Origin of the sequence: Massilia sp. HP4 (assembly GCF_005222695.1) — a bacterium.
Lineage (GTDB): Bacteria > Pseudomonadota > Gammaproteobacteria > Burkholderiales > Burkholderiaceae_D > Telluria.
On the sequence record NZ_STGG01000024.1, the window covers coordinates 1 to 19,891 of the forward strand.

At 67.6% G+C, this 19,891-nt stretch carries 16 protein-coding genes; 5 read left to right on the plus strand and 11 right to left on the minus strand.

Going from position 1 to position 19,891, the window contains the following annotated elements:
- The 7 genes from prmB to dapC all read right to left on the minus strand — a co-directional run.
- The coding region (gene prmB, locus E8M83_RS11395; protein WP_137173487.1) for a 50S ribosomal protein L3 N(5)-glutamine methyltransferase at window positions 1-830 on the minus strand (830 nt) is incomplete at its 3' end.
- A gap of 20 nt (window positions 831-850) precedes the next feature.
- Window positions 851-1,987 (minus strand): succinyl-diaminopimelate desuccinylase, encoded by a 1,137-nt coding sequence (dapE, locus tag E8M83_RS11400; protein WP_137173488.1) that lies wholly within the window; start codon window positions 1,985-1,987, stop codon window positions 851-853.
- On the minus strand, window positions 1,984-2,355 hold the full coding sequence (locus E8M83_RS11405; protein WP_137173489.1) for an ArsC family reductase: 372 nt from the start codon (window positions 2,353-2,355) through the stop codon (window positions 1,984-1,986). The genes dapE and E8M83_RS11405 overlap by 4 nt, the downstream gene beginning before the upstream one ends.
- A gap of 141 nt (window positions 2,356-2,496) precedes the next feature.
- Window positions 2,497-3,639 carry a PilT/PilU family type 4a pilus ATPase gene (locus tag E8M83_RS11410; protein WP_137173490.1) on the minus strand — a complete coding sequence of 381 codons (1,143 nt, stop codon included), beginning with the start codon at window positions 3,637-3,639 and terminating at the stop codon, window positions 2,497-2,499.
- A 134-nt stretch (window positions 3,640-3,773) separates the two neighbouring features.
- Window positions 3,774-4,745: an IS110 family transposase gene (locus tag E8M83_RS11415; protein WP_137173491.1), complete on the minus strand. Its 972-nt coding sequence runs from the start codon at window positions 4,743-4,745 to the stop codon at window positions 3,774-3,776.
- Window positions 4,746-5,013: 268 nt separating this feature from the next.
- Window positions 5,014-5,850 carry a 2,3,4,5-tetrahydropyridine-2,6-dicarboxylate N-succinyltransferase gene (gene dapD / locus E8M83_RS11420; protein ID WP_137173492.1) on the minus strand — a complete coding sequence of 279 codons (837 nt, stop codon included), beginning with the start codon at window positions 5,848-5,850 and terminating at the stop codon, window positions 5,014-5,016.
- Window positions 5,851-5,895: 45 nt separating this feature from the next.
- Window positions 5,896-7,110, minus strand: a complete 1,215-nt coding sequence (gene dapC / locus E8M83_RS11425; protein WP_137173493.1) for a succinyldiaminopimelate transaminase — start codon at window positions 7,108-7,110, stop codon at window positions 5,896-5,898.
- 138 nt (window positions 7,111-7,248) lie between these two features.
- On the opposite strand from dapC, the gene E8M83_RS11430 reads away from it, so the two are divergent.
- The gene (locus E8M83_RS11430; protein WP_137173494.1) at window positions 7,249-8,022 is read left to right on the plus strand and encodes a YoaK family protein; all 774 of its coding nucleotides are present in this window, start codon (window positions 7,249-7,251) and stop codon (window positions 8,020-8,022) included.
- 73 nt (window positions 8,023-8,095) lie between these two features.
- Window positions 8,096-9,064 carry a hypothetical protein gene (locus tag E8M83_RS11435; RefSeq protein WP_137173495.1) on the plus strand — a complete coding sequence of 323 codons (969 nt, stop codon included), beginning with the start codon at window positions 8,096-8,098 and terminating at the stop codon, window positions 9,062-9,064.
- Here E8M83_RS11435 and E8M83_RS11440 read toward each other — a convergent pair.
- Genes E8M83_RS11440 through E8M83_RS11450 form a run of 3 tightly spaced genes read right to left on the minus strand, consistent with a single transcriptional unit; the run spans window position 9,061 to window position 13,507 of the window.
- Complete coding sequence (locus E8M83_RS11440; protein WP_137173496.1) at window positions 9,061-9,402, minus strand: multidrug efflux SMR transporter; 342 nt, start codon at window positions 9,400-9,402, stop codon at window positions 9,061-9,063. The genes E8M83_RS11435 and E8M83_RS11440 overlap by 4 nt on opposite strands.
- The gene (locus E8M83_RS11445) at window positions 9,399-12,416 is read right to left on the minus strand and encodes a sensor histidine kinase (protein WP_170976769.1); all 3,018 of its coding nucleotides are present in this window, start codon (window positions 12,414-12,416) and stop codon (window positions 9,399-9,401) included. Before E8M83_RS11445 ends, E8M83_RS11440 begins: the two co-directional genes overlap by 4 nt.
- Window positions 12,417-12,466: 50 nt before the next feature.
- Window positions 12,467-13,507 (minus strand): AraC family transcriptional regulator, encoded by a 1,041-nt coding sequence (locus E8M83_RS11450; RefSeq protein ID WP_137173498.1) that lies wholly within the window; start codon window positions 13,505-13,507, stop codon window positions 12,467-12,469.
- Between the two features lie 88 nt (window positions 13,508-13,595).
- Here E8M83_RS11450 and E8M83_RS11455 point away from each other — a divergent pair, with 88 nt between their 5' ends.
- Genes E8M83_RS11455 through E8M83_RS11465 form a run of 3 tightly spaced genes read left to right on the plus strand, consistent with a single transcriptional unit; the run spans window position 13,596 to window position 18,351 of the window.
- A complete protein-coding gene (locus E8M83_RS11455) occupies window positions 13,596-15,203 on the plus strand; it encodes an FAD-binding oxidoreductase (RefSeq protein ID WP_137173499.1) in 1,608 nt (535 codons plus the stop codon).
- A complete protein-coding gene (locus E8M83_RS11460; protein ID WP_229491492.1) occupies window positions 15,200-16,786 on the plus strand; it encodes a glycerol-3-phosphate dehydrogenase/oxidase in 1,587 nt (528 codons plus the stop codon). The genes E8M83_RS11455 and E8M83_RS11460 overlap by 4 nt, the downstream gene beginning before the upstream one ends.
- Window positions 16,787-16,788: 2 nt before the next feature.
- Window positions 16,789-18,351 (plus strand): FGGY-family carbohydrate kinase, encoded by a 1,563-nt coding sequence (locus E8M83_RS11465; protein ID WP_137173511.1) that lies wholly within the window; start codon window positions 16,789-16,791, stop codon window positions 18,349-18,351.
- 58 nt (window positions 18,352-18,409) lie between these two features.
- Here the strand turns inward: E8M83_RS11465 and E8M83_RS11470 are convergent, their stop codons facing one another.
- Window positions 18,410-19,768, minus strand: a complete 1,359-nt coding sequence (locus tag E8M83_RS11470) for a diguanylate cyclase (RefSeq protein ID WP_137173500.1) — start codon at window positions 19,766-19,768, stop codon at window positions 18,410-18,412.
- Window positions 19,769-19,891: the final 123 nt, after the last annotated feature.

Here is a 19,891-nt window from a genome sequence, read left to right on the forward strand (position 1 = left end):
GTCAGCCAGGTCAGGCCCAGGTGGCCGAAGGCCGCTTCGGCGTATTCGCGCTCGTTGCCGATCTCGACCACCAGGATGCCGTCCGGCGTCAGGCGCTCGGCGGCGCCGGCGATGATCTTGCGCACCAGGTCCATGCCGTCTTCGCCGCCGGCCAGCGCGATCTGCGGCTCGTTCAGGTATTCCGGCGGCAGGGTGCGCATCGATTCCGCATTCACGTAGGGCGGATTGGTGATGATCAGGTCGTACTTCTTGAACGGCACGTTCTCGTACAGGTCGGATTCGATCGGGTTGACCCGTCCTTCCATCTTGTATTCGCGGATGTTGTGCTCGGCAACGGCCAGCGCATCCTTCGAGATATCGACCGCGTCGACCACCGCGTTCTCGAACGTATCGGCCATCATGATCGCCAGGCAGCCGCTGCCGGTGCACAGTTCGAGTACGTTCTCGACACCGTCCGGGTCGGTCAGCCATGGGCTGAACTGCTGCGGGATCAGCTCGGCGATGAAGGAGCGCGGCACCAGCACGCGCTCGTCGACGTAGAAGCGGTATTCGCCCAGCCACGCCTCCTTGGTGATGTAGGCGGCCGGCACGCGCTCGGTGACGCGGCGCTCGATCACGGCCATCACCTGCAGCACTTCGTCGGGCAGCAGCCTGGCGTCGAGGAAGGGCTCGAGGCGATCCAGCGGCAATTTGAGGGTGTGCAGGATCAGGTAGGCGGCTTCGTCGAAGGCCTCGGCGCTGCCATGGCCGAAGAACAGCTTGGCCCCGTTGAAGCGGGTGATGGCGTAGCGCAGCAGGTCGCGCGGCGTACTGAAGGTGGTGTTGGTCATGGCCTTGTTCTCGTGTTATTTCAGGCGCCCAGCAGGCGTTCAAGCGTGCGGCGGTAGATATTCTTCAGGGGATCGATGTAGCGCAGCTCGATGTGCTCGTCGATCTTGTGGATGCTGGCGTTCGGTGGCCCGAATTCTATCACCTGGGGACAGATGCGGGCGATGAAGCGGCCATCCGAGGTCCCGCCGGTGGTCGACAGTTCGGCCTGCACGCCCAGCTCTTCCCCGATCGCGTCGCACAGCGTGTCCGAGAGCAGCCCCTTCTCGGTCAGGAAGGGCAGGCCCGACAGTGTCCAGTCCAGGTCGTACTCAAGGCCGTGGCGGTCGAGGATGGCGTGCACGCGCGCTTCCAGGCCCTCGGCCGTGCTGGCGGTCGAGAAGCGGAAATTGAAGTCGATGCTCAAGCTGCCCGGGATCACGTTGCCGGCGCCGGTGCCGGCCGCCATGTTCGAGATCTGCCAGCTGGTCGGCGCATAGTACTCGTTGCCTTCGTCCCAGACCTCGGCCGTCAGCTCGGCCAGCGCCGGCGCGGCCTGGTGGATCGGATTGCGCGCCAGCTGCGGATAGGCGATGTGGCCCTGGATCCCCTTGATGAGCAGGTGGCCCGAGAGCGAACCGCGGCGGCCGTTCTTGATCGTGTCGCCCAGCACGTGGTTCGAGGTCGGCTCGCCGACCAGGCAGTAGTCGAGGGTCTCGCCGCGTTCTTCGAGCAGGTCGACCACGAGCGCGGTGCCGTCGACGGCCGGGCCTTCCTCGTCGCTGGTGATCAAAAAGGCGATCGAGCCCTTATGCCCGGGGTGCCCGGCGATGAATTCCTCGCAGGCGATCACCATCGCGGCGATCGAGGCCTTCATGTCCGAGGCGCCGCGTCCATACAGCTTGCCGTCGCGCTGGGTCGGCACGAAGGGTGCCGATTCCCAGTGATGCAGCGGGCCGGCCGGGACCACGTCGGTGTGACCGGCGAACACGAACAGGGGCGCTTCGCTTCCCTTGCGCGCCCACAGGTTGGTCACGCCGTTCGACTCGATGGTCTCGCAGCGAAAGCCCAGGGGGGCGAGCAGTTCGATCAGCCGCTGCTGGCAACCCTTGTCGTGCGGCGTGATCGAGTCGAGCGCGATCAGCTCTTCGGTCAGCAGCAGGGTGCGCGAGGGTTTCATTTGGCGCTTTCGAACTTGCTCGAGAATTTTTCTGCATACGCGTCGCTCGAAAAGCCGACCGAGACCGGGCCCACGCCGGAAAGCACCGGACGCTTGATCACGGACGGGTTTTCCAGCATCAGGTCGATGGCGCTGTCGGCGTTGGTAATCTGCGCCTTGCGCTCGTCGGACAGGTTGCGCCAGGTCATTCCCTTGCGGTTGACCAGGGTCTCCCAGTCGACGTCCTTCAGCCAGCCCTGCACCAGCTCGCGGCTCAGGCCTTGTTTCTTGAAGTCATGGAAGCTGAAGTCGTGGCCGTTGTCCGCCAGCCAGGTGCGGGCTTTCTTGACGGTGTCGCAGTTGGGGATTCCGTAGAGGGTGGTAGTCATGGGCAGTCTTGGCCGCCGGGGCGGCGTGGTCGGTCGAAAAGACGTAAGGATAGTGGTTGCGTGCGGCGGCGCACAAGGTCCTTCAGGCCGATTGTACACAGATGAGGCGGAGGGTAGCGCCGCCTGGCGCTTGGCAACCGCTCAGGAATTGAGCGTGAACTCGGTGAACGAGGCGCCCTGCGCCGCCGCCGGCTTTTCCTGTTCCTGCTGCTGGACCTGGCTGTCCGGCCCATTGTTGAGAAGCCACAGCAGGTTGGTGGCCGAATCGGCGTTGGCGAGGGCCTCGTCCTGGGTCACCAGGCCGTCCTTGACCAGCTTGAACAGCGCGCCTTCGAACGATTGCGAGCCGGGCGACAGGCTCTTGTCCATCGCTTCCTTGATCTGGCCAATTTCTCCTTTTTCGACCAGGTCGGCGATGTAGCGGGTGTTGAGCATCACTTCCACCGCCGCCTGGCGCGCGCCGCCAGCCGCCGACTTCACCAGCCGCTGCGAGACGATCGCCCTGACGCTCGAGGCCAGGTCTTGCAGCAGGGCTCCGCGGTTTTCCATCGGGTAGAAGCTGATGATGCGGTTCAGCGCGTTGTAGCTGTTATTGGCGTGCAGGGTGGCCAGCACCAGGTGGCCCGACTGGGCATAGGCCAGGGCCGCGGCCATCGTCTCGCGGTCGCGGATCTCGCCGATCAGGATGCAGTCGGGCGCCTGGCGCATCGAGTTCTTGAGCGCGACGCCGAAGCTGCTGGCATCGCTGCCGATCTCGCGCTGGTTGACGATCGATTTCTTGTTCTTGAAAAGGTATTCGATCGGGTCTTCGAGCGTCAGGATGTGGCCGGTGCGCTGTTCGTTGCGATGGTCGAGCATGGCGGCGATGGTGGTCGACTTGCCCGAGCCGGTGGCGCCGACGACCAGCAGCAGGCCGCGCTTTTCCATGATCAGTTCGGACAGCACGGGCGGCAGGCCCAGGCCGCCGAGCGGCGGGATGTCGGCCGGCACGAAGCGGAACACGGCCGAGATCGAGCCGCGCTGGCGGAATGCCGACAGGCGGAATCGCCCCAGGTTGGGGACCGATACGCCCATATTCAGTTCGTTGTCGCGCTCGAGCTCGAGCAGCTGTTCGGGCGTGGTGACCTCGGACAGCAGCGACAGGATGTTCTCGGGTTCGAGGCGATGCTGGTTGATGGGGATGAGGGCGCCGTTGATCTTGATGTGCACCGGAGAGTTCACGGCGAAGAACATGTCGGAGGCGTTCTTCTCTTTCATCAGTTGGAACAGGCGGTCCATGGCCATTGCATCGTCTCCGGTGTTTTCGGGTAGTTCAGGGCCGATTGGACGCGTCGGCGGCGAAGCCGCCAACCCTACCGTGATCGATCGCCATGCGGGCGATATTCGATGCATGTAGATACCGTCTCTCCCGTCAAGTCCTACATTGCATAATTTTCGTTGTATGGCTTGCGGGAGTTGATGACTCCGAAGCACAAGTGAGCCAGCTTGCGCATGCAGGCTCCAATCACGGTCATCAGGGTCTTGCCCTTGGCGAGCAGACGGTCGCTCATCGCTTTGATGTGCGGATTCCAGCGGCGGGCCGTCACAGCTGGCATGTATAGGAGCTTACGCAGATGTTTTGGCCCGGCCTTAGACATCCGGGGGCGTCCGCGTACTGATGAGCCTGACTCCCACTGCACTGGTACGAGCCCCAAGTAAGCCGCTAGCTGTTCTGCACTCGTAAAGGTTTTGGCAGCAAACAATGCGGTCATATGTATCGAGACGCGCTCGCCGACTCCAGGAATTGACTCGAGCAATTTTTTATTGCTGCGTAAGTCAGGGTCGTCATCGATATGAGCGTGGATCATGGCCTCCAGCGTTTTGAGCTCACCGTCGAGGAATTCGATTGATTTGTTGATCGACGCTCTTACCTCGCTGGGCGAGTCGCCGAATTCGATCGCTTCAAGTCGGTTTTGTTCACGTTGTATGTCGTCGGCGACAGCATCACGTCGCGCCAGTAGGGCTTTGAGTCGACGTGCCGATTTGGACGGCGGCTGCCATGCCTCGGGCTGCTGCGTGGCCCCATAGCGGGCTAGAACCATGCTATCGGCCTTGTCGGTCTTTGTCTTGAATCCCAACGCCAGGGCAAATTGACGCAACTGAGCTGGATTAACGAGTGACAACGTTAAGCCGGCATCGGCCAGGGCTAGCGCAGCTGGCTCGTGATACACGCCGGTCGGCTCAAGCACCACGTGAGCATTGGGCGCTCCCTGCTTGGACAGCCACTCCAGCAACTGCTGGAAGCCTGCATTCGTATTCGGTATGGATTTCGATTTTGACTTGCTGGTCGAAGTATTGAGCAGCATGCAGTCCAACGTCTTCTTTGAAACGTCTACGCCAAGATAAAACATTTCGCCTCCTGTATCGTGAATTTTCCCTCGTCCACTCCACACTCGCCTTGTACATGCAGGGTCGATGCCCTTAGATACCGTCCAGTGTTCAGTCATGGGGTGGGGAGAGGTGAAGAGCTTTATCTACGCCACAAGGTCAAGCCTTAAGGGTTGGCACAAGCTAGTCTTCACCTCAGTTAGTAGTAGCTAACCACCAACACGTTCAAGATACAAGGGTTGGCGGCTCTGCCGCCGACGCGTTCAACCAACGCATGCGCAAGCGCGCAAATCAATCGCCGCGCAGCAGCTCATTGATGCCGGTCTTCGAACGCGTCTGCGCATCCACGCGCTTGACGATCACGGCGCAGTACAGGCTGTACTTGCCATCGGCGGACGGCAGGCTGCCCGATACCACGACCGAACCCGACGGCACGCGGCCGTAGCTCACTTCGCCGGTTTCGCGGTTGTAGATCTTGGTCGACTGGCCGATGTACACGCCCATCGAGATCACCGAGTTTTCTTCGACGATCACGCCTTCGACGATCTCCGAACGGGCTCCGATGAAGCAGTTGTCTTCGATGATGGTCGGGTTGGCCTGCATCGGTTCCAGCACGCCGCCGATGCCGACGCCGCCCGACAGGTGGACGTTCTTGCCGATCTGGGCGCACGAGCCGACGGTGGCCCAGGTGTCGACCATCGTGCCTTCATCGACATAGGCGCCGATGTTGACATAGGACGGCATCAGCACCACGTTCTTGCCGATGAAGCTGCCGCGGCGGGCGACGGCCGGCGGCACCACGCGGAAACCGCCGCGTGCGAAATCTTCCGGCGTGTAGTCGGCGAACTTGGTCGGCACCTTGTCGTAGAACTGGAGGCTCCCGCCGAGGGCTCCCGAAGCGACCGGCACGTTGTTCTCGAGGCGGAACGACAGCAGCACGGCCTTCTTGATCCACTGGTTCACGACCCAGTTGCCGGTGTCTTTTTGCGCCACGCGCAGGCTGCCGTCATCGAGGCCTTTGATGACGTGGGCGACGGCGTCGCGCACTTCGGCGCTGGCGCTGTTCGGGCTGATGTCGGCGCGCTGTTCCCAGGCGGTGTCGATGATGGTTTGCAGTTGTTGGGTCATGATACGGGTCTTGGTTGAGATATAAAAACAGGAATTCGTGGGGCTTTACTTGAGGCCCCGGCAGAACTGGACGATGCGGTTGGCCGCTTCGAGTCCCTCGTCGACGCCGGCCACCAGGGCCATGCGGATACGGCCCTGTCCCGGATTCTGGCCATGCGCTTCGCGCGCCAGGTAGCTGCCCGGAAGGACCGTCACATTATAGTCGGCGTACAGGCGGCGCGCGAAGTCGGTATCCGACAGGCCCGTGCGCCGCACGTCGGCCCACAAATAGAAGCCGGCGTCGGGCAATTCGACATCCATCACCTGCTTCAACAGCGGCGTGATGAGGCCGAATTTTTCCTTGTACAGCGCGCGGTTGTCCTGCACGTGCTGCTCGTCGTTCCAGGCCGCGATCGAGGCCGCCTGCACCGGCGGCGACATCGCGCCGCCGCAGTAGGTGCGGTAGAGCAGGAATTTCTTCATCGCGGCCGGGTCGCCGGCGACGAAGCCCGAGCGCATGCCCGGCACGTTCGAGCGCTTCGACAGGCTCGAGAACACGATCAGCTTGCGGTAGGGCTGGTCGCCACCACTGCGGCCGAGCTGGTGCGCCGCTTCCAGCGCGCCCAATGGCGGCGCGGCGCCGGTATGGATCTCCGAATAGCACTCGTCGGCCGCGATCAAAAAGCCCCAGCGGTCCGATAGCTCGAACAGCTGGCGCCAGTCTTCCAGGCCCAGGATGGCGCCGGTCGGGTTGCCGGGCGAGCAGACATACAGCAGCTGCACGCGTGGCCACACCGCATCGGGCACGCTGCCGAAATCAGGCGCGAAGTTGCGCGCCGGCGCCGAGTTGACGAAATACGGCGTGGCGCCGGCCAGGTAGGCCGCGCCCTCATAGATCTGGTAGAACGGGTTCGGGCACATTACCAGCGCGTCCGGCTTCGAGGCGTCGATCATGCACTGGGCGATGGCGAACAGCGCTTCGCGCGAACCGTTTACCGGCAATACCATGGTGGCCGGGTCCAGCGCCGGCAGCCCATAGCGGCGTTCCAGCCAGCCGGAGATCGCCGCGCGCAGCGGCTCGGCGCCAACCGTGCTCGGGTAGTTGGCCAGGCCCGCCACCGCATGCGTCAGTGCTTTTTCGATGAAGGCCGGCGTCGGGTGCTTCGGCTCGCCGATGCCCAGGCTGATGGCGGAGTAGGCCGGGTTCGGGGTCACTCCGGCAAACAGCTGGCGCAGTTTTTCGAACGGGTAGGGGTGGAGCTTGTCGAGGTGGGGATTCACGGCAGTCTGGATGCGCGGGGCGCAGTGTGCGGTTTTCGATAATTTTTTATTATAGCTCCATGAATCGCCGGACGTTTGAGTGCGCAGCAAGTGATTTGCGGTAACATTAATCACACACCAATTGGAAAGCGATCCGCCGTGCCGATCAGTTATGCGCGCAGCCTGACAGGACATGAACGCACCCCGGGCGCCAACCGGCACCTCGGCGTGGCGCTGGCCTTCGTCGCGGGCGCGATCAATGCCGGCGGCTTCCTGGCGGTGCGCGAATACACCTCGCACATGACCGGCATCCTCTCGGGCGCCGCCGACCACCTGGTGCTGGGCGACACCGACCTGGTGCTGGCGGCGATCGGCGCGCTGCTCAGCTTTTTACTGGGCGCGGCCTGCACCGCCATCCTGGTCAACTACATCCGGCGCCGCGGCCTGCACAGCGGCTTTGCGCTGCCCCTGTTGCTCGAAGCCGTACTGCTGCTGGTGTTCGGCATCCTGGGCGCGCGCCTGGCCGGGATCGACGCCCTGTTCATTCCCCTTACCGTGATGCTGCTGTGCTTCATGATGGGGCTGCAGAACGCGGTCATCACCAAGGTGTCGCATGCCGAGATCCGCACCACCCACATGACCGGCATCGTGACCGATATCGGCATCGAGCTGGGCAAGATGGCCTACTGGAACGCCGACGGCCCGCTGCGCCAGCCGAAAGTCACGGCCAACCTCGGGCGCCTGCTGCTGATGCTGTCGCTGCTGGGCGCGTTCTGCCTGGGCGGCGTGGCCGGCGCGCTGGGCTTCAAGCACCTGGGCTACCTGTCCACGGTGCCGCTGGCAGCCTTCCTGTGCGTGCTGGCGATCGTGCCGGTAATCGACGATGCGGTGCGCGTGCTTGGCCGGCAGGGCGGGGCGGGGCGCGACGCCTGACGCTCGGGCCCCCGGCACACGTCGTCATCCGGACGAAACCGGTTATGATCCCGTTTTCTGTCCACTGCTTGTCATGCGCCACGCATCGTCTACTCCCGCCGGGCCGGCCACGCGGCCGCTCAACTGGCCACTGGTCGCCATTTCCTTCGCCGTCCTCGCCTATGCCGTCATGTGCTGGCGCTGGGGCGGCACGATCGAGGATTCGCAGGCCTATTACGATACCGCGCGCTACCTGCGCGGCGAACTCGCCGCCAGCGAGCTGCGCGCGCCATTCCCCTATCGCCTGCTGGTGCCGGCCGTGGCGTCCGCCATGCCGGGCGAGCTGCGCAACGGCTTCGCCCTGCTGAACTGGCTGCTGGTCGTCGCCGGCGCCTGCTGCATGTCGGCCGCCGTCCTGCGCGCCGGCCTGGATCACAAGCGCGCCATCGCGGCCGGCCTGTTGATGATCGTGTCGCTGCCGACCTTCTGGTATGCACCGTATTTGCTGGTCGACCCGGGCTCGATCTGCGCTCGCGCCGCCTTCGTGCTGGCGGTGCTGTCGGGCCAGCCCTGGCTGGCCGCGCTGGCGGGCCTGGTCGGCTCGGCGATCCGCGAGGAGAACGTGCTGCTGCTGGTCTGGCTGGTCGCCATGCGCCAGATCCCGGTGCTGCCGGGATTGGCCTTCCTGGCCGCCGCCGGCGGCTGGATGGTGCTGGTGCGCTGGTACCTGATCACCGGCCTGCCCAGCTATACCTGGCAGCCGAACTTCGGCACCGTGCTGGCGGCCCTGCGCGACGTGCGCTCGCTGGCCTCGATCGCGGGCACGGCCTTCCTGGTCGTGCCGCTGGCCATCGTCGGCTGGCGCTCGGCGCCGCCACGGTTACGTCCGCTGGCCAGCCTGCTGCTGCTGATGGCCTTGCCCCAGCTGTATGCGGCGCTGAGCGTGCGGGTCGAGGGGCGCCTGGTATGGGGACTGTACCCGTTCCTGGTGCCGTTCGCCGTGTGCGTCGGCCTGGCGCGGGGCGGCGTTCCGCGGCCGACGCCGCAATCGCAGCCGCACTAGCGCACCAGCGCGAAGGCGCCGGCGACGATCAGCACCATGCCGGCGATCTTGCTGAAGGTGAGCGGTTCGTTCAGCGCGGCCACGCCGAGCGCCGCCACCGCCAGCATGGCCACGCCGGTCATCACCGGGTAGGCCAGGCTCATGTCGAGTTTTTGCAGGGCCACCGAATAGCACACGAAGCCGAGCGCATAGGTGGCGCCGGCGCCGCCCAGGAAGGCGATGCGCACCAGGTTCCAGTCGACGCCGTGCTGGTTCGACAGTTTGATGAGGAAGGTGGCGGCCGCGCTGGCGAGCGCCGCGAGCGCGCACCACAGGTAGCCGGTCATGGCTGGGGTCATGGAATGTCTTCTGTCGCAGTGGAAGGAATAGGGCGCGATTGTACCGCCTCGCCAGGCTCGGCCGGAATCGCCAGCGTGACCCGGGTGCCGGCCGGCCCGCTTTCGATGCGCAGCCTGGCCCCGACCTGGGCCGCGCGCTCGCGCATTCCCTGCAGGCCGAAGTGCCCGGCCCTGTCCCTAACGCCGCCGTCCGCGCCCTGGCCGGCGTCGCTGACCGTCAGCGCCAGTTCGCGCTGGGAGGCGGCGGCCTCGAGGCGGACCGCTCCGGGCGTGTGGCGCAAGGCGTTGACCAGCGCTTCGCGCACGATCGCCTGCACGTCGCGCCGCAGGCGCACCGGCAGGCGCTCAACGCATCCCGGCTCGGCGTCCAGCGCCAGGCGTCGGCTGCTTCCCGGGACAATGAGTTCCACATCGCGCAGCAAGCCCTGCCAGAAGGCGCCGGCATTCTCGAATCCCTTGCGCAAGCCCTGGACCTCGTCGCGGCCTTCTTCCAGCACCTGCTCGGCGTCGTCCAGGATGCGTTCGAACTCGGCCCGCGCCGGGCTGCCGGCCGGCAGGCCGGTCATCACCGAATGCATCCTGAGCAGCATGCCCTGCACGCCCTGGAGGAAGGTGTCGTGCAGGGCGCGCGCGATCGATTCGCGCTCGCGCAGGCGCGCCAGCAGCTCGCCCTCGATGCGCTCGGCCAGCCGGCGGGTGCGCAGCCTGTAAGCCTGGACGGCGATGCACGAGAAGGCGAGCAGGCAGGCGGCCAGGAACCACCAGGTCTGGAAGAAGCGCGGCGGGATATGGAAGGACAGGGCCGTGACGGGGCCGGGCACGCCGCTCTCGTTGACGGCCATCACCTCGAAAGTGTGCGTTCCGGGCCGCAGCCGCTGGAAGAAGGCGCTGCGGCGGGTCCCGGCGTCTTCCCAGTCCTGGCCGTCCAGGCGGTACCTGAACTGCACCTTTTGCGGCATGCGCAGGCTGGGCGCGGTGTAGTCGATCTGCAGGTTCGCGATGCCCTGGTCCAGTTCCATGCCCATGGCGACGGCATGGCGGCGCCCGCCGCTGGACAGCGCCAGCACCTCGACCGCCGGCGTGGCCGGATTGGGGGCGGTCTTGCGCGGGTCGATCCAGGCCAGGCCGCGTTCGCCCGCGAACCAGAGCCTGCCGTCGGCCGACATCGTGGCGGTGCGCGACAGCAAGCCGGTCACCCCGCCGCCCAGGTAGCCGTCGGCGGCGTCGAACAACCGTCCGCGCAGGGCGATCCCGGGATTCTTCATCGAACGCACCCAGTCCTGGGGCGTCACGCGGTAGATGCCGCGCTCGGCGTTGATCCAGCGGTTGCCGGCGGCGTCGGTGACGATCCCGCTGGCCGCGCCGAGGCCTTCCGCCAGGTCGACGGTGAGTGGCCGGAAGCGGCCGCCGACCAGGACCTGCGTGCCTTCCTCGCCGGACACCAGCAACGGGTCGCCGGGTGCGATGAGCGAGAACTTGCCGACATCGAGACCGTCCTGCGGACCGTATTCGCGCACGCCGGCCTGGCCGCTGTCGACGATGCGCAGGCGGTTCGTGCGCAGGCCCAGGTAGCTGCGGCCGGCGGCGTCGAACGCAGCCAGTTGCGGCTGGTCTTGCCTGGGCAGCTTCGGGGCCCAGGCGCCGTCGCGGTGATGCCAGGCGCCCATGCGTCCGGTCCAGAACCAGATCTCGTCGTTGCCGGCCGTGAGCCGTTGGGCGCGGACGCTGTCGGCCGCTGCGACGACCGCCGGCGGCAGCGCGATGCGTTCCACACCCGCCGGGCCATGGCGCTCGATCCCGTTGCGGCCGCCGAATACCAGCGTGCCGTCCGGCGCCTGGTCGAGCACGCGAGTGGCGGGCGGATCGGACAGTTCGCGCAGCTTGCCGTCATCGATGCGCAGCAGGGACGCCGTGTCGTCCAGGCGCTGGACCCGTGCCGCGACGATGCCGCCATCCGGATGCGGCGCCGGGTGGGTCGTGCCGCGGTCCAGCACTTCGGGCACCATGTGCACCACGTGGTCGCGCAGCCGTTCCAGGCCCGACGGCGTGCCGATCCAGATGCTGCCGTCCAGGTCTTCCATCAGCGACAGGACTGACAGGCTGGTCATTTGCCAGGTCTGGTCGAGGCGCTCGGCGGCGCCGACCGGCGTGAAGCCTGCGCTGCCCTGCCAGCCGGCGGGACGCAGCACGCACAGGCCGACCGGACAATTTCCGGACCAGACGTTGCCGTCGCGGTCGAACAGTGACTGGAACGAGCTGGCGCTGCCAGCCGGCGCCGGTATGCGGCGCGGCGTTGGCGGCGCCACCCGTTCGAACTGCTTTCCGAGCACCACCCAGACGCTGCCATCGGGCGCTTCGAGCAGCATCGGGTCGCCACGCCCGGTTCGGACCTGGCGGAATTGGCGGGCGCCGGCGTCGCGCAGGTAGAGCGCCGCGCCGTCGGCCGCCCAGATCCGGCCAGCGCGGTCGGCCAGCACGTACTCGGCGCGCGCGTTGCCATAGCCGAGCTCCAGGCCGATGCGCGTGACGCGGTCTCCCGTGACCCGGAACAGGCCGCGCCAACTGGCGACCCAGGCCGAGCCATCGGTGTCGAGGGTGATGGCGAACACGCTGCCGCTCTCCTCTGGCTTGATCAGGTGGTGGTAACGGCCCTGGCGCAGTACGCTAAGGCCGCCGCTACCGTAGCCGATCCATAGCGCGCCATCGCGTCCCGGCCGCAGCACGCTGATGCTGTTGTTCTGCAGGCGGCTGCCGTCGGCGGTCTCGTACGGCAGAAAGCGCAGGCCGTCGAAGCGCAGCAGGCCGGTGTTACGGCTCCCTATCCACAGCCAGCCGTCGGCGCTGCGCGCCAGTGCATCGACGTAGCGCGGCGCTCCCTCCAGCTCGCCCCAGCGCTCATGGCGATAACCCTCGAGGGCAACCGTCGGGTCGAGCGCGAAGGCGCGCGGGGTGGCGCAGCACAGGACCAGGAAGAATGCGCAAAGCCAGGCGCAGGATCGGGAAATGATACTCATTCGCGAATTGTTGCAGCAAAACGTGCCGTGGTCCAGTGACCTTGGTCGATTCAGCCGACCTGTTCGCGCCAGGCGCCCGGATTCATCCCGCTCCATTCGCGAAACGCGTGGGTGAACGCGCTCTGTTCCTGGAAGCCGAGCAGGAAGGCGATGTCGACCAGGCCCAGTTCACGCCGCCGCAGGTAGTCCTGGGCCAGGCCGAAGCGCACCGTATCGAGCACTTCCTGGTAGCTGGATCCGGCCTCGGCCAGCTTGCGCTGCAGGGTGCGCGGCGACAATCCCAGCTCGGCCGCCACCGGCGCCAGCCGCGCCTTGCCGCCTGCCAGGCGCGGCAGCAGCGCGGCGCGTACCTGCGCCACGATCTGCTCTTGCTGCGCGGCGCGTTTGGCGAGCAGCCGGTCGGCGTGGTGATGCAGCAGCGGAAACAGGCTGGTATCGGCATTCGGAACCGGCATCGCCAGCAGGGCGGCATCGACGGTGGCGCAGTTGCGCGGCGCGTCGAACTCGGGGGCTACGCCCAGCACGCGCAGGTATTCGGCATCGCCGTGGCCAGGATCGGGATGGCGCAGGCGCAACGCCAGCGGCATCAGGGGCTGCCCGGCCAGCCAGCTGCCGAACACCCGGATGCCGGCGAACACGCTCTCGACCAGGTGCCGGGTGGCGTCCGGATAGTGGCTGATCCATTCATAGTGCGCACGGGCGCCGTCCAGCGCCAGGGCGCTGCGGCCCAGGTCGTGGGCCAGCGATTCGTAGCGCTGGGTCAGCTCCAGCGCATGGCCGAAACTGTTGCAGGCCAGCAGCAGCATGCCGTAGGCGCTGTAGGTCGCGGGGCCTGCCTTTTCGCCCACGTGCAGGCCGAAGAACGGGTCATGCGCCAGGCGCGCGCCGGCTTCGAGCAAGGCGATGTAGCGTCGTGCCGGCAGGCTCTCCGGCAACGGATCCAGGCTGCTCGGCGCCATGCCGGCCGCCTGCGCCAGGACCTCGAGCGCAAGGCCGCGCTCGCGTGCGGTGTCCAGCAGCGGCTGCAGGTAGGAACCGGTCACGCGCGCATCGTCGGGCGGCGCTGGCGCGATAGAGCAAGGCTGTGTCATGAAAGCGCAATACGGTTGGCAGGGCCCGTTTTAATGTGATACCTGAGCTGGCAAAAAGAGCAACTAGTAGTATAACGGAAAGTCATTGATGCGGCGTTGGAACGGTTGGGGTGACGAGTCGATCACGGTGCAACTCGAGGGCGAGGCCCGCGCCTTTCTCGGAGCACGGCTGGGCCGGGGCACGGTCCCGCAAGACGCCACCTTCGAGCAGGCCTGCGCCGGCCTGCCGCCGGGCCGCCTGGCGGCCCACCCGCTGATCGACGCCAGCCCCGCCATCCGCGCCCGCCATGCCCTGGGCCAGAGCCTGCCGGACTGGCTGCGCCTGCGCCACGGACGCCTCGGCAATGTGCCGGATGGCGTCGCCTTTCCCGAATCCGGCGCCCAGGTGCGCGAGCTGCTGGCCTTCGCCGCCCAGCACGACGCGGTGGTCATTCCCTACGGCGGCGGCACCAGCGTGGCCGGCCACCTCGACGTGGGTCACAGTTCGAACGGCGGCCTGCGCCCATCCCTGAGCGTCGACATGAGCCGCATGCGTGCCATGATCTCGCTCGACCGCGAGGCGCAGCTGGCCTGCTTCGGCGCCGGCGTGTCCGGTCCCGACCTCGAGGCCCAGCTGCGCGCCCACGGCTATACCCTGGGCCACTATCCGCAATCGTTCGACTATTCCACGCTGGGCGGCTGGATCGCCACCCGATCGCCGGGCCAGCAGTCGCTGCGCTACGGCCGCATCGAGCAGCTGTTTGCGGGCGGGCGTATCGAGACGCCGTCCGGCACCCTCGAGATCCCGACCTTCCCGGCCTCGAGCAGCGGCATCGACCTGCGCGAGATGGTGCTGGGTTCCGAAGGCCGGTTGGGCGTGCTGACCCACGCCGCGGTGCGCATCAGCCGCCTGCCCGAGCACGAAGCCTTCCATGCGCTGTTCTTCCCCGACTGGGAGCATGCGGTGCAGGCGGTGCGCATCCTGGCCCAGGCGCGCCTGGGCCTGTCGATGCTGCGCCTGTCGAACGCCGGCGAGACGCAGACCATGCTGGCGCTGGCCGGCCACGGGCGCCAGGTAGCGCTGCTCGAGCGCTACCTCGGCTGGCGCGGCTGCGGCCGCGACAAATGCATGCTGCTGGTGGGCGCCAGCGGCGCCAGGGGCCAGGCGCGCGAGGCGCTGCGCGCGGCGCTGACCCTGGCGCGGCGCCAGCGCGGCGTGCATGTCGGCCGCGCCCTGGGCGAGCGCTGGCGCCGCAACCGCTTCCGCAGCGTCTACCTGCGCAATGCGGCCTGGGAGCACGGCTATGCGATCGACACCGTGGAAACGGCGCTCGACTGGCCGCACGTCTCGCAGGCGGTGGGGGCGATCGAGCAGGCCGCGGCCGCTGCGCTCGAGCCCTTCGGCGAGCGGGTCCACGCCTACACCCATCTGTCGCACCTGTATCCGCAGGGCGCCAGCGTGTATTCGACCTTCGTCTACCGGCTGGCGGGCGAGTACCAGGCCGACCTGGCGCGCTGGCGCCAACTCAAGGACCGGGTGTCGAGCGCGATCGTCGGCTGCGGCGGCACCATCAGCCACCAGCACGGCATCGGCGTCGACCACGCGCCGTGGCTGGCGGCCGAGAAGGGCGAGCTGGGGCTCGGCGCGATGGGCGCGCTGTTCCGCCACTTCGATCCCGAGTGCCGCATGAACCCCGGCAAGCTGGTGACGCCATGAACCAGGCCAATGCGATGGACAAGGCAAACGCCTTCCCGCCGGGGCGCGACTGGGACTTGCTGGTGATCGGCGGCGGCATCACCGGCGCCGGCATCCTGCTCGAGGCGGCGCGGCGCGGCCTCAAGACCTTGCTGGTCGAGCAGCGGGATTTTGCCTGGGGCACCTCGAGCCGCTCGTCGAAGCTGGTGCATGGCGGCCTGCGCTACCTGGCCAGCGGCAGCCTGCGCCTGACCCGCGATGCGGTGCGCGAGCGCGAGGCGCTGCTGCGCGCCGCGCCCGGCCTGGTCGAGCCGCAGGGCTTCGCCTTCGCCGACCACGGCACCGACATCAAGCGCCGGCTGGGATTCCTGGCCATGCTGCGCGTGTACGATATGCTCGCCGGCCGCCGCGAGCCGCACTGGGAGCGGCCGGAAGCGTTCCGCATGCTGGCGCCCAATATAGGTGAGGCGCACCTGGCCGGCGGCATCCGCTACACCGACGCCAAGACCGACGATGCGCGCCTGGTGCTGCGCGTGCTCGACGAAGCCCGCACCCACGGCGCCGTGGCCTGCAACTACGTGACCGTGCAGTCGCTGGTGCGCGACGGCGGCAAGGTGCACGGCGCCATGCTGCGCGACGAACGCAGCAAGGCCGAGACGGCGGTGCGCGCGCGGGTGGTGATCAATGCCACCGGCGCCTGGTCCACGCTGCTGGGCGGCGAGGGCAAGCCCGACCGGGCGCCGCGCCTGCGGCCGCTGCGCGGCAGCCACCTGGTGCTGCCGGCCTGGCGCCTGCCGCTGGCGCAGGCGGTCAGCCTGCTGCACCCGGCCGACAGCCGGCCCGTGTTCGCCTTCCCGTGGGAGGGCGTGACCCTGGTCGGCACCACCGACGTCGACCACGAGGAAGGGGTGGATTCCGAGGCGCGCATCACCCGCCACGAGTTCGATTACCTGATGGCGGCGCTGCACGCCCAGTTCCCGCAGCTCGACCTGGTCGATGCCGATGTGGTGGCCACCTTCGCCGGCGTGCGGCCGGTGATCGACGGCGGCCAGCACGGCGCGCCGTCGTCCGAGAAACGCGACCATTTCGTGTGGTCCGAGCCGGGCCTGGTCTCGGTCACCGGCGGCAAGCTGACCACCTTCCGCTCGATCGCCCTCGACGTGCTGCGCCACGTGTCGCAGCAACTGCCCGGCTGGCAGCTGCGCTCCGAGCGCGGGCCGGTGTTCGCGCGGGTATCGGTGCCGGCGCGCCACGACGTGCCGGCCACCGTGCTGCGCCGCCTGGCCGGGCGCCATGGCGCACATGCCAAGGCCTTGTTGCTGGCGGCGAAAGAAGGCGAGCTGGAATGCATCCCCGGCACGCAGACCCTGTGGGCCGAGCTGCGCTGGGCCGCGCGTTCCGAGCAGGTCTACCAGCTCGACGACCTGCTGCTGCGCCGCACCCGGCTCGGCCTGCAACTGCCGAAGGGCGGGTTTGAGCAGATGACGCGCATCCGCGCCATCTGCCAGGGCGAACTCGCCTGGCCAGACGCCCACTGGGAAGCGCAGGAGCGGCGCTACCTGGCCCAGTGGCGCAAGCAGTACGGCATCCCGCCTGCCGCCTGACCGTGCAGGCACCGCTGCTGCTCGCCATCGACAATGGGACGCAAAGCGTGCGCGCCTTGCTGTTCGACCTGCGCGGCGAACTGGTGGCCAGGTCGCAGGTGGCCCTGGACGCGTATCGCACGCCGCAGCCGGGCTGGCACGAGCATGACGTCGATGCCTACTGGCAGGCGCTGTGCCAGGCTTGCCGCCAGTTGTGGACCTTGCCCGGCGCCGACCGCGCACGCCTGGCCGGTGTCGCCGTCACCACGCAGCGCGGCACCGTGGTCAACCTCGACCGCGACGGCCGTCCGCTGCGGCCGGCGATGACCTGGCTCGACCAGCGCCATACCGACGACGTGCCCGGGCTTGGCCCGCTGTGGCGCGCCGCCTTTCGCGTGGCTGGCGTGGCCGCCACCATGCGGCACCTGGCCGGCGAGGCCGAGATCAACTGGATCCGCGCCAACCAGCCGGATGTATGGGAGGCGACCGACAAGTTCCTGCTGCTGTCGGGCTACCTGAACTGGCGGCTGGGCGGACGCTTCATCGATTCGAGCGGTTCGCAGGTCGCCTACATCCCCTTCGACTACCGGCGCCTGCGCTGGGCCGGGCCGGGCGCCTGGCAATGGCAGGCGCTGGCGGTCAAGCCATCCATGCTGCCCGCGCTGGCGCCGCCCGGCACGCGGCTGGGCGCCGTCACTGCGCAGGCGGCGCTCGACACCGGCATCCCGGAAGGCTTGCCGCTGCTGGCGGCCGCCGCCGACAAAGCCTGCGAGGTGATCGGGGCCGGCTGCTGCGAGCCGCATGTGGCCTGCCTCAGCTACGGCACCACCGCCACCATCAACATCACGTCGACGCGCTACATCGAGGCGGTGCGCTTCGTGCCGCCGTATCCAAGCGCGCTGCCGGGCGCCTACAGTATCGAGCAACAGGTGTTTCGCGGCTATTGGATGGTCAACTGGTTCAAGGAGCAGTTCGGCCACCACGAACAGGCGCGCGCGCTGCTCGAGGACGTGGCGCCCGAGTGCCTGTTCGACGAGCTGGCCAGCAGCGTGCCGCCGGGCTCGATGGGCCTGATGCTGCAGCCTTACTGGACGCCGGGCATCCGCCTGCCGGGACGCGAGGCGAAGGGGGCAATCGTCGGCTTCGGCGACGTGCATACCCGGGCGCACGTGTACCGCGCGATCCTGGAGGGGCTGGCGTATGCGCTGCGCGAAGGCAAGGAACGCATCGAGCGGCGCGGCGGGGTGCGCATCACCGAGCTGCGGGTGTCCGGCGGCGGCTCGCAGAGCGATGCGGCGATGCAGCTCACGGCCGATATCTTCGGGCTGCCGACCGCGCGGCCGCATGTGTACGAGACCTCGGGGCTGGGGGCGGCGATCGATGCCGCGGTGGGGCTTGGGTTGTATCCGGATTTTGCGGGTGCGATCGGCGGCATGACGCGGGTGGGAAAGGTGTTCGAGCCGATCCCTGGCAACCGGGAGGTCTATGAGCGCCTGTACCGGGATGTGTACCGGCAGATGTACCGAAGGTTGAAGCCAATGTATCGCGACATCGCGCGCATTACCGGCTATCCGCGCGGCGCCTGATCGTTCCCTGGCGCCGGCTGCACCCCTTCAGCTGCAAGAGGCGGCCCGCGTCACGATCTCAATGCGCCAGGCCGCCCCGCACCGGCTCCCACGCCGCCCCGGCCTGCATCGCCACCACCTGGTTGCGCCCGCGCGCCTTGGCTTCGTACATCGCGCGGTCGGCCGAGACGAAGAACGAGCGGATATCGTCGAACAGGGTCGGCACGATGCATGCCACGCCCACGCTGACCGTGACCACGGTACTGCCTTCGGCGCGCGGGTTCGGGATCGCGAGGCGCTCGATATGGGTGCGGATCGCTTCGCCCAGGCGCGCCGCCGTCGCCGCGGTGGTGTCGGCCAGCAGCACCACGAATTCCTCGCCGCCGTAGCGCGCCGCCAGGTCGGTCGGACGCATGGCGTGCGATTGCAGCGCTTCGGCGATCGCCTGCAGGCAGGCGTCGCCGGCGGCGTGGCCCAGGCTGTCGTTATAGCCCTTGAAATGGTCGACGTCGAGCACGATCAGCGACAGCGGCTGGCTGCTGCGGATCGCGCGCTGCCATTCCTTGTCCAGGAAGGTGTCGAAGTGGCGGCGGTTGGCGATGCGCGTGAGCGGATCGACCAGGGCCGCGCGCTGCAGCGCCGTTTCTGACTGCTTGTGGTGGGTGATGTCGTGCAGCAGGGCGACGAACAGCGCCTCGCCGCCGGCCATCGGCGACAGGCCGAGGTCCATCGCGCGCAGGGTGCCGTCGGCCTGGCGCACCAGCACCTCGCGCGTGCCGCGGCAGCGGGCGGCCGACTCGAGGTCGGCCGGGTCGGCGAAATAGTCGGCGTAGTCGTTCGCCGCCGGCGGTTCGATCAAATCGGCCAGCGCTTCGCCCTCCAGCACTTCCTTGGGTTGCGAAAGAAAGCGTTCGCAGGCCGGGTTGGCATACACCACGCGCCCCTCGCGATCGACCAGCAGCAGGCCTTCATCCATGCCGTCGACAATCATCTGCAGGCGATCGGCCTGCTGCTTCTGGCTTTCGCTGCTGCTGCGCAGGCGCAGCTGGGCGCGCACGCGGGCGCAGACCTCGGCCATGCGTACCGGCTTGGCGATATAGTCGGCGGCGCCGGTGTCGAAGCCGGCGACGATGTCCTCGGTCTCGCCGCAGGCACTGACGAAGATGATCGGGATATGGGCGGTGTCGGCCTGGCGCTTCAGGCGGCGGCAGATCTCCAGGCCGTCGAGGTCGGGCAGGATCACGTCGAGCAGGATCAGGTCGGGCTGGACGCGGGTGGCGATGTCGAGGGCGCGCTTGCCGGAATTGGCGACGAAGGTCTGGTAACCCTGCTGGCGCATGATGTCCTGCAGCAGGCCGAGGCTGTCGGGAGCGTCGTCGACGATCAAAATCGCGGATTGGCGCGCCGGTGCGGCAAGCGCTAGGGCAGGATGCATCATCGGTGTCGGGTAGACCTCATCAGTGACGAGAAATCATACTCTTTACACGGAGATTTTGGATAATTAAACGTTGCCTAAAATCCACGACGTGATGCAATTGTTGCACTGTCGCAACTGACCCGC

Coding starts and splice junctions, on each gene's coding strand:
- E8M83_RS11460 (WP_229491492.1), top strand. CDS start 15,200: ATGAACCAGGCCAATGCGATGGACAAGGCAAACGCCTTCCCGCCGGGG.
- E8M83_RS11405 (WP_137173489.1), bottom strand. CDS start 2,355: ATGACTACCACCCTCTACGGAATCCCCAACTGCGACACCGTCAAGAAA.
- E8M83_RS11445 (WP_170976769.1), bottom strand. CDS start 12,416: ATGAGTATCATTTCCCGATCCTGCGCCTGGCTTTGCGCATTCTTCCTG.
- E8M83_RS11435 (WP_137173495.1), top strand. CDS start 8,096: ATGCGCCACGCATCGTCTACTCCCGCCGGGCCGGCCACGCGGCCGCTC.
- dapD (WP_137173492.1), bottom strand. CDS start 5,850: ATGACCCAACAACTGCAAACCATCATCGACACCGCCTGGGAACAGCGC.
- dapE (WP_137173488.1), bottom strand. CDS start 1,987: ATGAAACCCTCGCGCACCCTGCTGCTGACCGAAGAGCTGATCGCGCTC.
- E8M83_RS11440 (WP_137173496.1), bottom strand. CDS start 9,402: ATGACCCCAGCCATGACCGGCTACCTGTGGTGCGCGCTCGCGGCGCTC.
- E8M83_RS11410 (WP_137173490.1), bottom strand. CDS start 3,639: ATGGCCATGGACCGCCTGTTCCAACTGATGAAAGAGAAGAACGCCTCC.
- E8M83_RS11470 (WP_137173500.1), bottom strand. CDS start 19,768: ATGATGCATCCTGCCCTAGCGCTTGCCGCACCGGCGCGCCAATCCGCG.
- E8M83_RS11415 (WP_137173491.1), bottom strand. CDS start 4,745: ATGTTTTATCTTGGCGTAGACGTTTCAAAGAAGACGTTGGACTGCATG.
- E8M83_RS11450 (WP_137173498.1), bottom strand. CDS start 13,507: ATGACACAGCCTTGCTCTATCGCGCCAGCGCCGCCCGACGATGCGCGC.
- E8M83_RS11455 (WP_137173499.1), top strand. CDS start 13,596: ATGCGGCGTTGGAACGGTTGGGGTGACGAGTCGATCACGGTGCAACTC.